This is a genomic window from Pedococcus sp. P1_H8 (genome assembly GCF_056405175.1).
This window is the reverse complement of record NZ_JBFUCP010000004.1, coordinates 498,852-512,556: the sequence shown is the minus strand read 5'-3', so window position 1 is coordinate 512,556 and position 13,705 is coordinate 498,852. Positions and strand designations below refer to the sequence as shown.

Annotated in this window: 13 protein-coding genes; 4 read left to right on the top strand and 9 right to left on the bottom strand. The window is 70.7% G+C overall.

Features of this window, described 5'->3' with window-relative positions; translation table 11 throughout:
- Positions 1-36: 36 nt before the first annotated feature.
- The gene (locus tag AC1DYG_RS07880) at positions 37-1,218 is read left to right on the top strand and encodes a glycoside hydrolase family 15 protein (protein ID WP_477639302.1); all 1,182 of its coding nucleotides are present in this window, start codon (positions 37-39) and stop codon (positions 1,216-1,218) included.
- Positions 1,215-3,521 carry a glycoside hydrolase family 31 protein gene (locus AC1DYG_RS07875; protein WP_477639301.1) on the top strand — a complete coding sequence of 769 codons (2,307 nt, stop codon included), beginning with the start codon at positions 1,215-1,217 and terminating at the stop codon, positions 3,519-3,521. Before AC1DYG_RS07880 ends, AC1DYG_RS07875 begins: the two co-directional genes overlap by 4 nt.
- Positions 3,522-3,603: 82 nt before the next feature.
- Here the strand turns inward: AC1DYG_RS07875 and rarD are convergent, their stop codons facing one another.
- From rarD to AC1DYG_RS07830, 9 genes are all read right to left on the bottom strand, one after another.
- Positions 3,604-4,524: an EamA family transporter RarD gene (gene rarD / locus AC1DYG_RS07870; protein ID WP_477639300.1), complete on the bottom strand. Its 921-nt coding sequence runs from the start codon at positions 4,522-4,524 to the stop codon at positions 3,604-3,606.
- Between the two features lie 24 nt (positions 4,525-4,548).
- On the bottom strand, positions 4,549-5,646 hold the full coding sequence (locus AC1DYG_RS07865) for a 2-oxoacid:ferredoxin oxidoreductase subunit beta (RefSeq protein WP_477639299.1): 1,098 nt from the start codon (positions 5,644-5,646) through the stop codon (positions 4,549-4,551).
- Positions 5,643-7,586, bottom strand: coding sequence for a 2-oxoacid:acceptor oxidoreductase subunit alpha (locus tag AC1DYG_RS07860; RefSeq protein ID WP_477639298.1), 1,944 nt, complete (start codon positions 7,584-7,586; stop codon positions 5,643-5,645). The genes AC1DYG_RS07865 and AC1DYG_RS07860 overlap by 4 nt, the downstream gene beginning before the upstream one ends.
- Positions 7,587-7,745: 159 nt before the next feature.
- Entirely contained in the window at positions 7,746-8,456 is a 711-nt protein-coding gene (locus AC1DYG_RS07855) for an urease accessory protein UreD (protein WP_477639297.1), read from the bottom strand.
- Positions 8,440-9,195, bottom strand: coding sequence for an urease accessory protein UreG (gene ureG, locus AC1DYG_RS07850; protein ID WP_477639296.1), 756 nt, complete (start codon positions 9,193-9,195; stop codon positions 8,440-8,442). Before ureG ends, AC1DYG_RS07855 begins: the two co-directional genes overlap by 17 nt.
- Complete coding sequence (locus tag AC1DYG_RS07845; protein ID WP_477639295.1) at positions 9,188-9,856, bottom strand: urease accessory protein UreF; 669 nt, start codon at positions 9,854-9,856, stop codon at positions 9,188-9,190. The genes ureG and AC1DYG_RS07845 overlap by 8 nt, the downstream gene beginning before the upstream one ends.
- Positions 9,857-9,869: 13 nt before the next feature.
- Entirely contained in the window at positions 9,870-11,579 is a 1,710-nt protein-coding gene (locus AC1DYG_RS07840; protein WP_477639294.1) for an urease subunit alpha, read from the bottom strand.
- Positions 11,572-11,892, bottom strand: coding sequence for an urease subunit beta (gene ureB / locus AC1DYG_RS07835; protein WP_477639293.1), 321 nt, complete (start codon positions 11,890-11,892; stop codon positions 11,572-11,574). Before ureB ends, AC1DYG_RS07840 begins: the two co-directional genes overlap by 8 nt.
- A 53-nt stretch (positions 11,893-11,945) precedes the next feature.
- A complete protein-coding gene (locus AC1DYG_RS07830; protein WP_477639292.1) occupies positions 11,946-12,248 on the bottom strand; it encodes an urease subunit gamma in 303 nt (100 codons plus the stop codon).
- 127 nt (positions 12,249-12,375) lie between these two features.
- On the opposite strand from AC1DYG_RS07830, the gene AC1DYG_RS07825 reads away from it, so the two are divergent.
- Positions 12,376-13,059 carry a hypothetical protein gene (locus AC1DYG_RS07825; protein WP_477639291.1) on the top strand — a complete coding sequence of 228 codons (684 nt, stop codon included), beginning with the start codon at positions 12,376-12,378 and terminating at the stop codon, positions 13,057-13,059.
- Positions 13,060-13,375: 316 nt separating this feature from the next.
- Positions 13,376-13,705, top strand: coding sequence for a hypothetical protein (locus AC1DYG_RS07820; RefSeq protein ID WP_477639290.1), 330 nt, complete (start codon positions 13,376-13,378; stop codon positions 13,703-13,705).

Sequence of the window (13,705 nt, the reverse complement as noted above, 5' to 3'; positions counted from 1 at the left end):
ACGAGGCCCCGGCAGCACCTCGACCACGAGAGACCCATGACCTTTCTCCACGACGCCACCGTCCAGGCCGCCACCGTCCAGGCCGCCAATGCGCTCCCGACGCCCGCTGAGCGCAGTCGCCTGCAGGACCTGGCCCGTCACAGCCACGCCGTGATCACTGCCCACCAGGACGAGGGCGGCGCCTACCCGGCCTCGCCCACCTTCTCCGCCTATCGCGGCTACGCCTGGTTGCGCGACGGATCCTTTACGGCCGAGGGGATCTCGCGCTACGGCGACGTCGCCTCCGCCGACCGGTTCCACGACTGGGTATGCCGCGTGCTCACCAACCGGCGTGGCCAGGTGGACGACCTCCTCGCCCTCAAGGCCGCCGGTGGCACGGTCCCGCTGGACCAGATGCTGCCCACGCGGTTCACCTTCGCGGGCAAGGACGGGTCGGACCCCTGGTGGGACTTCCAGACCGACGGCTACGGGATGTGGCTCTGGTCGGTGGTCACGCACGCGCAGCGGCACGGTCGCGACCTGCGGCGATGGCTGACCGGCGTCGAGGTCGCCCTCGACTTCACCACGGCGTTCTGGGACCTCCCTTGTTACGACTGGTGGGAGGAGCACGTCGAGCACCGACACACCTCGACCCTGGGAGCCATCCATGGCGGCCTTGTGGCGATCGCCGACGCAGAGGTCCTCGACGCTGGCCGCGCCCTCGTGGCACGGGCCAAGGCGGCGGAGGCGCGGGCCCTCATCCTGGGCGAGGGCGTCGTCGACGGCCACCTGGCGAAATGGTTCGGCTCCCGCGCGGTCGACGGGTCGCTGCCGGCCTGCATCGTGCCGTTCGGGGTCGTCGCGGTCGACGACCCGATCGCGGTCGCGACCCTGGCCACCGTCGCGGCCGATCTCGACGTCGACGGTGGCGTCCACCGCTTCCGTACCGACGTCTTCTACGGCGGTGGGCAGTGGCTCCTGCTCAGTGCCCTGCTCGGCTGGAACAAAGCCGCCGCGGGAGACCTCGACGGCGCCTGGCGTCACCTGCGGTGGATCGCCGACCACGCGACTGCCGAGGGCGACCTCCCGGAGCAGGTCCCCGACGACCTGCGACACCCCGAGTCCCGCCAGGAGTGGCTCGACCGCTGGGGCCCGGTCGCGACCCCGCTGCTGTGGTCGCACGGCATGTACCTGATCCTCGCCGACGATCTCGGCCTCCTCGAAGGGCTCCACCCGTGACCACCTCCGGCCCGCTGCTCACCCACCGCCCCTACGGGATCGAGCACCCGTACGCCACCTCGCTCGACCAGCGCATCCCCGTGCTGCCCGAGACCGGCCAGAGCGTGCTCCTGGGAGTCGTCGCCGATCCCGGCATCGTCAGTGTCACCTGCGAGTGGCGGGACGCGACCGGTCACGTCCAGAGGCTGCAGCTGTCCCCGCGTCGTGCTGACGCGGCGTCGGCGGCGGCCCTGGCGGGCGGCGAGGGACACCTCGCCGAAGCCCAGGCCGCGTCGTTGGGAGGCGACGGTGGCTGGGCCGTACAGAGCCCGCCCGTCGTCGACGAGGCCGGCTACACCTATCGCTTCACGGCGGTTCGTGGTGATGGCGTCGGCTCGGCCGCCACGGATGGCGACACGGATGCCACCGGTGCCACCACCGAGTGGTTCGAGGTGCGACCGGCCCACTGGACCCGCACCCTTCCCGACGGGCTCGAGGCAACGTTCACAGGCGGTGGCACGCGACTGGTGGCTGACTCGGTCGAGTGGCTGGTCACGGCGACCGGCGTGCATCGGGCCAGGTTCGCCCTGTCGCTGGCACCAGGGGACCACGTCGTCGGGTTCGGCGAGCGGTTCGACCACCTCGACCAGCAGGGCCGTCGTCTCGACGCTGTCGTCTTCGAGCAGTACAAGTCCCAGGGCGCTCACGGGCGCACCTACCTGCCCATGCCGTTCGCGCACGTGGTCGGGGCGGATGGGGTGGCCTGGGGCTTCCACGTCCGCACGACCCGGCGCTCCTGGTATGACGTCGGAGCGAGCGCACCGGACCGGTTGCGCGTCGAGGTCGAGGTGGGGGGTGGCCGCGTGGCACAGGTCGACCTGGGCACCTATGACGGCTCGCCGACCGAGGTGCTCTCGGCCTTCCTGGACGACGCTGGCCGAGCCGAGGAGCTCCCCGACTGGGTCTTCCGGCTCTGGGCCTCGGGGAACGAGTGGAACACCCAGGACCTGGTCATGGCGCGGATGGACACCCATCGTGAGCTCGACATCCCGGTCGGTGCCGTGGTGATCGAGGCGTGGAGCGACGAGGAGGGCATCATGATCCCGCGCGATGCGACGTACGACGTCCGCGCTGACGGAACGCCCTTCGCCGCAACGGATTTCACGTATCCAGAAGGCGGCGCGTGGTCGGATCCCAAGGCCATGGTGGACGAGCTCCACAGCAGGGACATCAAGGTCCTGTTCTGGCAGATTCCCCTGCTCAAGACGGCACGGTCCGAGGACGGCCTGCACGAGCAGGTGCTGGCCGAGGGATCGGCGATGGTCGACGGCGGTCACGCGGTCCGCGAAGCCGACGGCACGGCATACCTCAACCGGGGCTGGTGGTTCCCCCAGTCCCTGATGCCAGACCTGTCCACCCAGCGCACCCGCGACTGGTGGACCGCGAAGCGGGACTACCTCGTCGAGGGGCTAGGGATCGACGGGTTCAAGACCGACGGCGGCGAACACGCCTGGGGACACGACCTGGAGTACGCCGACGGACGCCGTGGCGACGAGGGGAACAATCTCTATCCGGTGCACTACGCCAAGGCGTTCGGCGACCTCCTGCGCAAGCACGGCAAAGCTCCGGTGACGTTCTCCCGCAGCGGATTCACCGGCTCGCAGGCGCACGGAGTGTTCTGGGCCGGGGACGAGGACTCGACGTGGGAGGCCTTTGGAAACTCGGTCACGGCCGGTCTGACGGCCGCATCGTGCGGGATCGTCTACTGGGGCTGGGACCTCGCCGGCTTCTCCGGACCGGTGCCCGATGCCGAGCTCTATCTGCGGGCTGCGGGCGCTTCGACGTTCATGCCGATCATGCAGTACCACTCCGAGTTCAACCACCACCAGCTCCCGCTGCGCGACCGCACTCCCTGGCACGTCGCCGACCAGACCGGGGACGACCGCGTCGTGCCGGTCTTCCGCAGGTTCGCCCAGCTCCGGGAGCGCCTGGTGTCCTACCTCGCGACGCAGGCCGCCCTGACGGTCGCCACCGACCGGCCGCTCATGCGTCCGCTGTTCTTCGACCACCCGGACGACCCGCAGGTGTGGCAGCACCCGCGACAGTGGATGCTCGGGGCTGACTTGCTGGTCAACCCGGTGACGGAGCCAGGACAGGACTCGTGGGCGACCTATCTGCCCGAGGGCGACTGGGTCGACGTGTGGACAGGAGCGACCGTCGGCGGCGGACAGGTCGTCGAGCGGGCAGTGCCGGTCGACGTCGTCCCCGTCTACGCGCGGGCAGTGGCGTGGTCCACCGGACTGGCGGATATCTTCGCCCACTGAGGCGCCAGCGTGATCTCGCCCTGTTGGTAGTGAAACCTCCGGATATCCGGAAGTTCCACTACCAACAGGCGTCCAAGCGCGGTCAGGGGAGCACGGCGTCGACGTCCGGGCGACCGCGTCGCGGCAGATTGCGCAGCGAGTCAAAACTCAGCACTGCCAACGCAATCCACACGATCCCGAAACCGATCCACCGGGTGCCTGACATGTGCTCGTCGAGGAGTAGCACGCCACAGAGCAGCTGGAGCACCGGCGTGATGAACTGCAGCAGGCCGATCGTCACCAGCGGGACCCGCCGGGCGGCGGCGGCGAAGAGCAGCAGCGGTGTTGCCGTCGCGACGCCGGCCGCGACGAGCAGCGTGGTGTGCCAGCCGCCGTCGGTCGTGAAGGTGGTGTCTGCTCGGGCGGTGAGCACCGCGAGCATCACCACGGCGACCGGGGCGAGCACGGCGGTCTCGGCGGCGAGCGAGTGCATCGCCTCCAGGGACGCGCCGACCTTCTTCTTCACCAGTCCGTACAGCCCGAACGACATCGCGAGACTGATGGCGATGAGCGGCACGGAGCCCGCGGCAATGCTCAGGTAGATGCCGGCGAGCGCCCCGATCGCGACGGCCACCCACTGCAGGGGCCGCAGGCGTTCGCGCAGGACGACGACGCCCAGGGCGACGGTGACGATGGGGTTGAGGAAGTAGCCCAGCGCGGCCTCGGTCGTCTTGCCGCCCAGCACCGCCGCCACGTAGATCACCCAGTTGGCGGCGATGAGCAGCGCGGCCGCGGTGACACCGAGCCCAAGCCGCGGCCGCTGCCACAGCTGTCGGGTCCAGCCGAGGTCGCGGCGCACGACGAGCACGAGGGCGCAGAGCAGCAGCGTCCACAGAATGCGGTGCGACAGGATCTCCCACGCGCCGGCGGGTTTCAGCGCCGCGAAGTACAGGGGGAAGGTCCCCCAGATGGCATAGGCGAGCAGCCCGTATGCCGCGCCGCGCCGTTCGTCGTCCCGCGGCACCTCAGGCCGTGGTCGCGGGGCGCGTCACGCCACGGTCCAGGTGTCTCGTCCGTGGATGAGCTCGTCGATGTCCGCGTCCGTGGGCCGACGCCCCGCGGTGTCGATCGCGGCGTCCACCTGGGCCCGGACGAGGTCGTCGTAGGTCGGTCGGGTGACGCTGCGGAAGATGCCCATCGGGACGTGCGTCATCTGCGGGGAGTCGAGCCGGGACAGGGCGAACGCCTGCGTCGGGTCGGGCGCGGCGGCGTCGTGGACCACCACGTCACGGCCCTGCGCCTGGGACTCGGGGACGAACTCCATCGACCCGGCCTCGCCACGCACCAGGATCTGGCGGTCGGCCTCGGGCCCGACGCCGACGGGCTGGCCGTCGACGAGGTGGACGATGCGGGCTTCCTGCTCGGAGCGGTCCTTGATCAGGTCGAACGCGCCGTCGTTGAAGATCGGGCAGTTCTGGTAGATCTCGACCAGCGACGTGCCGCGGTGCTCGGCGGCGGCGCGGAGGATCTCGGTGAGGTGCTTGCGGTCCGTGTCGGTCGTGCGGGCGACGAAGCTGGCCTCGGCGCCGAGGGCCAGGGACACCGGGTTGAACGGGTGGTCGACCGAGCCCATCGGAGTGGACTTGGTGATCTTGCCGACCTCGGAGGTGGGCGAGTACTGGCCCTTGGTCAGTCCGTAGATCTGGTTGTTGAACAACAGGATCGTGAGGTTGACGTTGCGGCGCAGCGCGTGGATGAGGTGGTTGCCACCGATCGACAGGGCGTCGCCGTCGCCGGTGACGACCCACACCGACAGGTCCGGACGGCTGGTGGCGAGGCCGGTGGCGATGGCGGGGGCCCGGCCGTGGATCGAGTGCAGGCCGTAGGTGTCGAGGTAGTAGGGGAACCGCGACGAGCAGCCGATGCCGGAGACGAAGACGGTGTTCTCGCGCTTGAGACCGAGCTCGGGCAGGAAGCCCTGAACGGCGGCGAGGATCGCGTAGTCGCCGCAGCCCGGGCACCAGCGCACCTCCTGGTCGGAGGTGAACTCCTTCTTGGTCTGCTTGGCGGCGTCGTCGGCGAGGCGCGGCACACCGGCGGTGCCGCTGCGAACGCCGATGGACGGCATACCGAGGTCGGTGCTCATGCAATTCCTCCCTTGGCAGCCACCGCGTCGGCGGCCTTGCTGTCAGAAGCCATGGTGTCGTCGCCGGAGGCGAGCGACACGATGGCGTCGGCGAGCTCGATGGTGGTGAACGGCAGGCCCCGGACCTGGGTGAAGGAGTGCACGTCGACGAGGAACTTCGCGCGCAGCAGCAGGGCGAGCTGTCCCATGTTCATCTCGGGGACGAGCACCTTGTCGTAGCGTCGCAGCACCTCGCCGGTGTTGGCCGGGAACGGATTGAGGTGACGCAGGTGGGCGGTCGCGACGTCGGTGCCGGCGTTGCGGACGCTGCGGGCCGCTGCGGCGATCGGACCGTAGGTCGAGCCCCAGCCGAGGACGAGCACGCGCGCCTCGCCGCTCGGGTCGTCGACCTCGAGGTCGCCGATCGTGTCGGCGATTCGATCGACCTTGGCCGCCCGTAGGCGGGTCATCAGGTCGTGGTTGTCGGGGTCGTAGGAGATGTTGCCGGTGATGTTGGCCTTCTCGATGCCACCGATGCGGTGTTCGAGACCGGGTGTGCCGGGGACCGCCCACGGCCGGGCGAGGGTCACCTCGTCGCGCAGGAACGGGTGGAAGACCGGCTGGCCGGAGTCGTCGGTGTCGTTGGGCTCCGTGGCAAACTCGACGGTGAGGTCTGGGAGCTCGGCGACCGACGGGATGGACCACGGCTCGGAGCCGTTGGCGAGGTAGCCGTCGGACAGCACGAAGACCGGGGTGCGGTAGGCCGTCGCGATGCGCACCGCCTCGAGGGCGGCGTCGAAGCAGTCCGCCGGCGACTTCGGGGCGATGATCGGCACCGGCGACTCGCCGTTGCGGCCGAACATCGCCTGCAGCAGGTCGGACTGCTCGGTCTTGGTCGGCAGCCCCGTCGAGGGGCCGCCGCGCTGCACGTCCACGATGACGAGGGGCAGCTCGAGCGAGACCCCCAGGCCGATCGTCTCGGACTTGAGGGCGACGCCGGGTCCGGAGGTCGTGGTGACCCCGATGGCACCGCCGAACGAGGCGCCCAGGGCGGCCCCGATGCCGGCGATCTCGTCCTCGGCCTGGAGGGTCGTCACGCCGTAGCGCTTGAGTCCCGACAGGGTGTGCAGGATGTCGGAGGCGGGGGTGATGGGGTACGACCCGAGCACCAGCGGGATGCCGGCGCGGTGGGCCGCGGTGACCAGGCCGAGCGCGAGGGCGGCGTTGCCGGTGATGTTGCGGTAGGTGCCGGGAGCCATCTTCGCGGGCGCGATCTCGTAGGACACGACGAAGTCCTCGGTGGTCTCGCCGTAGTTCAGACCTGCCTTCAGCGCCGTGAGGTTGGCGGCCAGGATGTCGGGCTTGGAGCCGAACTTCTTCTCCAGGAACGACTCCGTGCCGGTGGTCGGCCGGTGGTACATCCACGACAGCAGCCCGAGCGCGAACATGTTCTTGGCGCGCTCCTTGTCCTTGCGGGACAGGGTGTCGAACGCCGCGAGCGCCTCCACGGTGATCGAGGTCAGCGCCACCGGGTGCACGTGCCAGGACTCGAGGCTGCCGTCCTCAATCGGGTTGGTGTCGTAGCCGACCTTGGCGAGGTTGCGCTTGGTGAACTCGTCGGTGTTGGCGATGATCGTCGCGCCGCGGGGCAGGTCGCGCAGGTTGGCCCTGAGCGCGGCGGGGTTCATGGCGACGAGCACGTCTGGGGCGTCGCCGGGGGTGAGCACGTCGTGGTCGGCGAAGTGCAGCTGGAAGCTGGAGACGCCGGGGAGGGTGCCCTGGGGCGCGCGGATCTCGGCCGGGAAGTTGGGCAGCGTGGACAGGTCGTTGCCCAGCGCGGCGGTCTCCGACGTGAAGCGGTCTCCCGTGAGCTGCATGCCGTCGCCAGAGTCACCCGCAAACCGGATCACGACTCGATCGAGGCGCTTGACGGACTTGCTGCTCGACTGTGTCTGCGTCACTACGTGTTTCCGCCACCTGTTCATCTGCTGTTTCTTGCGCGTCGCGCTCCTCCTGCGGACGTTCTTCCATGGTAGGACGGCCGCCCTCGCCGCATGCGGGCAACCCGCATTTCGGACACCCGGGCATGTCGTTATTGGCGGCGGGCGCCCGTCAGGGAGTCACAGCTGGCGTTTCCAGTCGGCCCACAGGGCTGGCACGGTCGAGTCGTGGGCCCGCGCGAGCAGCTGCCTGCTCACCGTCCCCGGTTCGTGCAGCCGGTATGCCGCGTGGTCGGCAGGGGTCTCCGGTCGCCATCCGATCGCGGTCACCGAGTCGACCACCCGGGCGGTGCCGAGCGCCCCCGGCCCCAGCCCCGAACGCACCTCGAGGTGCTCCACGAGGGCCGGCCGGCCGGCATACGTCATGGTCGTGTGGCAGTCGAGACGACCGCCCTCCTGGCCGCTGCGCCCCAGCGACACCTGGTCGTGCAGCAGGAGTCGGCCGTCGTCGGCGGTGTCCACGCGCAGGTGGCGGGTGACCTCGGCGCCGTCGGTGACGACGAGGGGTTCGCAGGCCCAGGTGAGCGTCGCGCCCTCGTGCACGCGCAGGGACACGTCGACGACGCAGCCGAGGCCACGACCGTGGTAGGCCACGGTGCCGGCGACGTCGCGCAGGTCGAGGCGCAGGCCGGGGCCCACCTCGACGGTGAGGTGCAGCGCGTCGCCGCCGAGGAGGGTGGCGGTGGTGGCGATGAGGGCGACCTCGGCGCCGCCGCTGTCGTGGCGAAGGACTCGCGGGGAGACCAGGCCGCTGGCGAGCTCGAGCCGGCAGCCTCCGGCCTGTGGCCACAGGGCCACCCGGGCGGTGCGGACGTCAGCGTGCGTGGACACCGCCACCGCCGACATGACTGTGGGTAGGGCCACCACCATGACTGTGAGGGGCCATCGGCCCGGGGTCGACCGGGGTATGCCGACCTCCGCGGTGCGAGGCGACCATGGCGAGCACCCACTCGCGCAGCGCGGCCACCGACTCGGCGTCCGTGCGCGACAGGCCGATGACGGGGCGTCCGTCGCGGGCGTCCCGGCCCTCGCGCTGCATCAGGTCGGCGTCGACGCCGACGTGGGGCGCGAGGTCGGTCTTGTTGACCACCAGCAGGTCGGCACGCGAGATGCCGGGGCCACCCTTGCGGACGACGTCCCCGCCGCCGGCCACGTCGAGCACGAAGATCTGCGCGTCGACCAGGGCAGGGGAGAAGGTCGCCGTGAGGTTGTCACCGCCGGACTCGACCAGGACGACGTCGAGCGGGGCGAAGTCGGCTTCGAGGTCCTCCACCGCGAGGAGGTTGGCCGTCACGTCGTCGCGGATCGCCGTGTGCGGACACGCGCCGGTCTCGACGGCGCGGATCCGGGCGGGGTCGAGGACGCCGGCGGCCCGCAGCATGCGGGCGTCCTCGTCGGTGTAGATGTCGTTGGTGACGACTCCGAGCTCGAGCTCGTCGCTGAGCTCGCGGCAGACCATGGCGATGAGCGAGGACTTGCCGGTGCCGACCGGCCCGGCCACGCCGAGTCGGAACGCGCGGGTCGGCACGCGTGGGGTGTCGCGGGTCGTCTGGGGGGTGGTCTCAGGCACTGAACAGCCTCCGTGGATGGGTGGGGTGGGCGTGCTGCCACTGCTCCAGCAGCGGCGATGACGGGGCGGGTATGGCGTCCGGCTCGGTGAGGTGCGCGACCGCCCTGACGACCTCCTCGATCTCGGGGCCTGCGTGCAGCAGCCACTCCGTCGTCTCGACGGGGTCGAGCGGGCAGAGCTTCAGGGCGGCGGCGCACAGCGACTGCACGTCGTCGTAGGCGACCAGCCGGGCGGTCCGCACGCCGTCCAGACCTGCCGCGGCAGCCATCGAACCCACGGCCACGGGTCGCGCGGGGGCAGGCATCGTCGCCAGTGCGGAAGCGGTCGCCGTGCCGGGCCAGAGTCGCTGCGCCAGACGGCGCTGTCCGCGGCCGACGGCGACCGAGGCGGCACGCGTCACCTCGCTCGGGTTGCGAGCGGCCCAGGCGAGCTGGACGAGGTCGAGGGGCAGGCCGGCGAGCGTGTGGTGGCGCGCCACGACGGCCGTCGCCGCGTCGACGAGCACGACGGTGCGCAGCCTGGTGGAGATGAGTCCGGGGACGTCCCGCGGCTCGAGCCCGCCGAGGAGCGCTGGCTCGAGTCCGGAGGACTGGGTGTGAGCGCCGACGGGGAGTCGTCCGTCGGCCAGCAGCATGGCCGCGAACTCGGGGTGAGGGAGCATTGTCAGACGACCGTCAGAAGAGTGAATAGCGTTGGGCGAGCGGGAGTTCCGTGGCGGGCGCCGGCTCGACGAGCTCGCCGTCGATGCGGATCGCGAACGACTCGGGGTCCACCTCGATCAGCGGCAGGGCGTCGTTGTTGATCATGTCCGCCTTCGTGACCTCCCGGGTGGGCCGGACCGGGGAGAGGGTGCGCCGCAGGCCGAGGCGCTGGCCCAGCCCGTCCTGGAGTGCGGCTGGGGCCACGAACGCCAGCGAGTGGTCGGCACCGGCACCTCCCTCGCCGACGAGGGCGGGGCGCATGAGGACCGGCTGCGGCGTGGGGATCGACGCGTTCGGGTCGCCGAGCGCGGCATACACGATCGCTCCTCCCTTGAGGACGACGTCGGGGCGCCAGCCGAAGAACTTCGCGTCCCAGAGCACGAGGTCGGCGAGCTTGCCCGCCTCGACCGAGCCGACCTCGTGGTCGATGCCGTGGGCGATGGCGGGGTTGATCGTGTACTTGGCGACGTAGCGGCGGGCGCGCTCGTTGTCGGCGGGCAGGGTGTCGCCGAGGTGGCCCAGGCGCACCTTCATGACGTGCGCCACCTGCCAGGTGCGGGTGACGACCTCGCCGATCCGTCCCATCGCCTGGGCGTCCGAGCTCGTCATCGACAGCGCGCCGAGGTCGTGCAGGATGTCTTCTGCCGCAATGGTGCTCGCCCGGATCCGGCTCTCGGCGAAGGCAAGGTCCTCGGGCACGGACGGGTTGAGGTGGTGACAGACCATCAACATGTCGAGGTGCTCGGCGACGGTGTTGACGGTGTGCGGGAGGGTCGGGTTCGTCGAGCCGGGCAGCACGTTGGCGTGCCCGGCGATGGTGATGATGTCGGGGGCGTGGCCGCCGCCGGCGCCTTCGGTGTGGAACGCGTGGATGCTGCGCCCACCGATCGCGCGCAGGGTCGAGTCGACGAAGCCCGCCTCGTTGAGGCTGTCGCTGTGCAGCGCCACTTGGAGCCCGAACTCGTCCGCCGCGCGCAGGGCCGCGTCGATGGCCGCCGGGGTGCTGCCCCAGTCCTCGTGCACCTTGTAGGCCGCGGCGCCGCCCAGCGCCTGCTCGCGCAGGGCTTCCGCGCTGACGGTGTTGCCCTTGCCCATCAGGAGCAGGTTGGCCGGGAGGTGGTCGAGCCCTCGCAGGACCGACTGGAGGTGCCACGGGCCGGGCGTGACGGTGGTCGCCTTCGAACCCGTGGAGGGTCCCGTGCCGCCCCCGCCGAGGGTGGTGACGCCCGAGGCTAGCGCCTCGTGCACCTGGCTGGTGGACAGGAAGTGGACGTGCAGGTCGACGCCACCAGCCGTGAGGATCCGGCCCTCGCCGGAGATCACGTCGGTGCCGGGGCCGATCTCGAGGTCGGGGTGCACTCCGTCGGCGATGTCGGGGTTGCCGCTGCGGCCGAGCGCGACGATGCGCCCGTGGCGGAGGCCGACGTCGGCGCGGATGACGCCCCAGTGGTCGAGCACGATGACGTTGGTGATGACGGTGTCGAGCGCGCCGCCGGCGCTGGCGCGGGTGCCCTGGGCCATCGACTCCCGGATGGACTTGCCGCCACCGAAGACGGCTTCCTCGCCCCCGAAGGTGAGGTCGTCCTCGATCTCGATCCACAGGTCGGTGTCGCCGAGGCGCACCTGGTCGCCCGTGGTGGGGCCGTAGATGGCTGCGTAGCGCTCGCGGTCGAGGTCAGCCATCGAGCTCACCGTCCGGCCCGTGCGGCGTGGGCCGGTGCGCTGGCACCTGCAGGCCGGGGACGCGGCGACGCCCGCGCAGCGCCACGGCGGCCACCTCCCGACTGACGCCCGGCTCGAACCGGACCGACGTCCCACTGGGGATGTCGAGCCGGAAGCCGTGCGCCGCGTCGCGATCGAAGTCCAGCGCTGAGTTGCCGTCGGGCAGGTGCAGGTGCGAGCCGATCTGCACCGGCCGGTCGCCGGTGTTCACGATGACGAGGGTGAGTCGCTCGGCCTCGGTGCGGTTGGCGTTGATGGTCACGGTGCCAGGCATGACCCTGATCGCGCCGGGGCCAGAACTGTTGCTGCTCAACGGACCACGTCCTCTCAGGCGATCGGGTGGTGGAGGGTGACGAGCTTGCGACCGTCGGGAAAGGTGGCCTCGACCTGGACGTCGCTGACCATCTCGGCCACTCCCTCCATGACCTGGTCGCGGTGCAGGACGGCGCGGCCCTGCTCCATCAGGTCGGCGACGGTGGAGCCTTCGCGGGCACGTTCGATGACCCAGGTGGAGAGCAGCGCGACGGCCTCGGGGTGGTTGAGCTTCACGCCGCGCGACAACCGGTCACGGGCGACCATCCCGGCCACCGAGAGCAGGAGCTTCTCGGTGTCCGCGGGCGACAGGTGCATGCGGCCTCCTTGGCGGGTGCGGGCCCAGTAGACCAAGGCAGTGTTTCGCGGGCGTTTCATCACCGCCACCCGTGACTGCGACGAGCTCCTGGCGCCGGGGTGCCTTCGGCGGGCTAGCGTGCCGAGGGTGTCGCCGCGCCTTGTCATCCTGCCCAGTCCGCTGCTCGGCCCTGCGACGTATGAGCCACTGGCTGCCGCGTTGACCGCTCGCGCGACGACGACCACCGTGGCCGAGCTCCCGGATGGTGATTTCTCCCCGTCACAGGTGTTGACCTGCTTCCGGTCCCAGGTCGCGGACCAGGGCGCGACGGTGGTCCTCGCCCACAGCAACGCCGGCTACTACGCGCCCACGGTGGCGTTCGAGGCCGGCCTGCCGACGATCTTCATGGACGCGGCGCTACCCGGTGAGGGTGAAACCGAGACCCTGTTGGCGCCGGCAGCCTTCGCCGAGTTCATCGGCTCGCTCCCGCTCCGCGACGGACTGCTCCCGCCGTGGCCGCTCTGGTGGGATCGCGCTGACCTTGCTCCGCTCTTTCCCAGTGACGACTGGCTCGACCTGGTGATCCGCGAGGCGCCACGCCTGGCGCCCGCGTACTTCACGACGCCGGTTCCGGTGCCGCCCGGCTGGGAGCCGCGGCCCGCGGCATACCTGGCCTTCGGCGACACGTATGCCGCCGAGCTGGCCTTCGCGCGGCGCGCCGGTTGGGTGGCGCGGCAGGAGGGTGGTCACCACCTCAGGCACCTCACCGAGCCCGAGCACGTTGCGCAGGTCGTCGTCGAGCTCTGCTCGGAGATGCACGTCGGCACCTGAGGCCGCCGCCACCCTCGGCCACCACACATACCGCACCAACGCGCGCGGAAGGCCTACACGCCTCCGTGAGAGTGGTGACACCACCGCGACGTCACCTCGAAGCATGTGGAGCGTCTCCATGGTCAACCGTGCGGATGGGATTGAGCCATCAGGCTCGGCCGGCTCGAGGGGAGCAGGAGGGGTTCAGCTTGAGACCGCGACTCTTGACCGCGGCGTTAGTCGCGTGTGGCCTGTTGGTTGGTTCCGCGCAGGTGAGTGCGGCGGTGACCACACCAATTCCGCAAGTCGACGGGCCCGCGCCGACTGGACGAGAGGGGTGAACCGCTGGCGTGGAGTCAACTGGTACGTGCAGGTGCACGCACCGAGCGGGTCACTGCTGAAGTCGGTGGCCGCGCAGAGCATCGGTGGCAACGGCATGCCGTTCTCGGGTGACACCGTCGAGTTCGGAGGGGGCGCCCACTACAACGGGCACCCGGCGTCACGGACGATCGGCCACTGGATCGCCGCCTACGCCTACTCCGGCAGCGGGTCAACCATCAGCTGGGCCGACTCGTCAACTACCGTCTACCCAACCACAGCGAGGTATTTCTCGTACAGCTCGTCCTCGTTCGCGACCTTCCTCCAGAGCAACGGGATCGCGTACTGA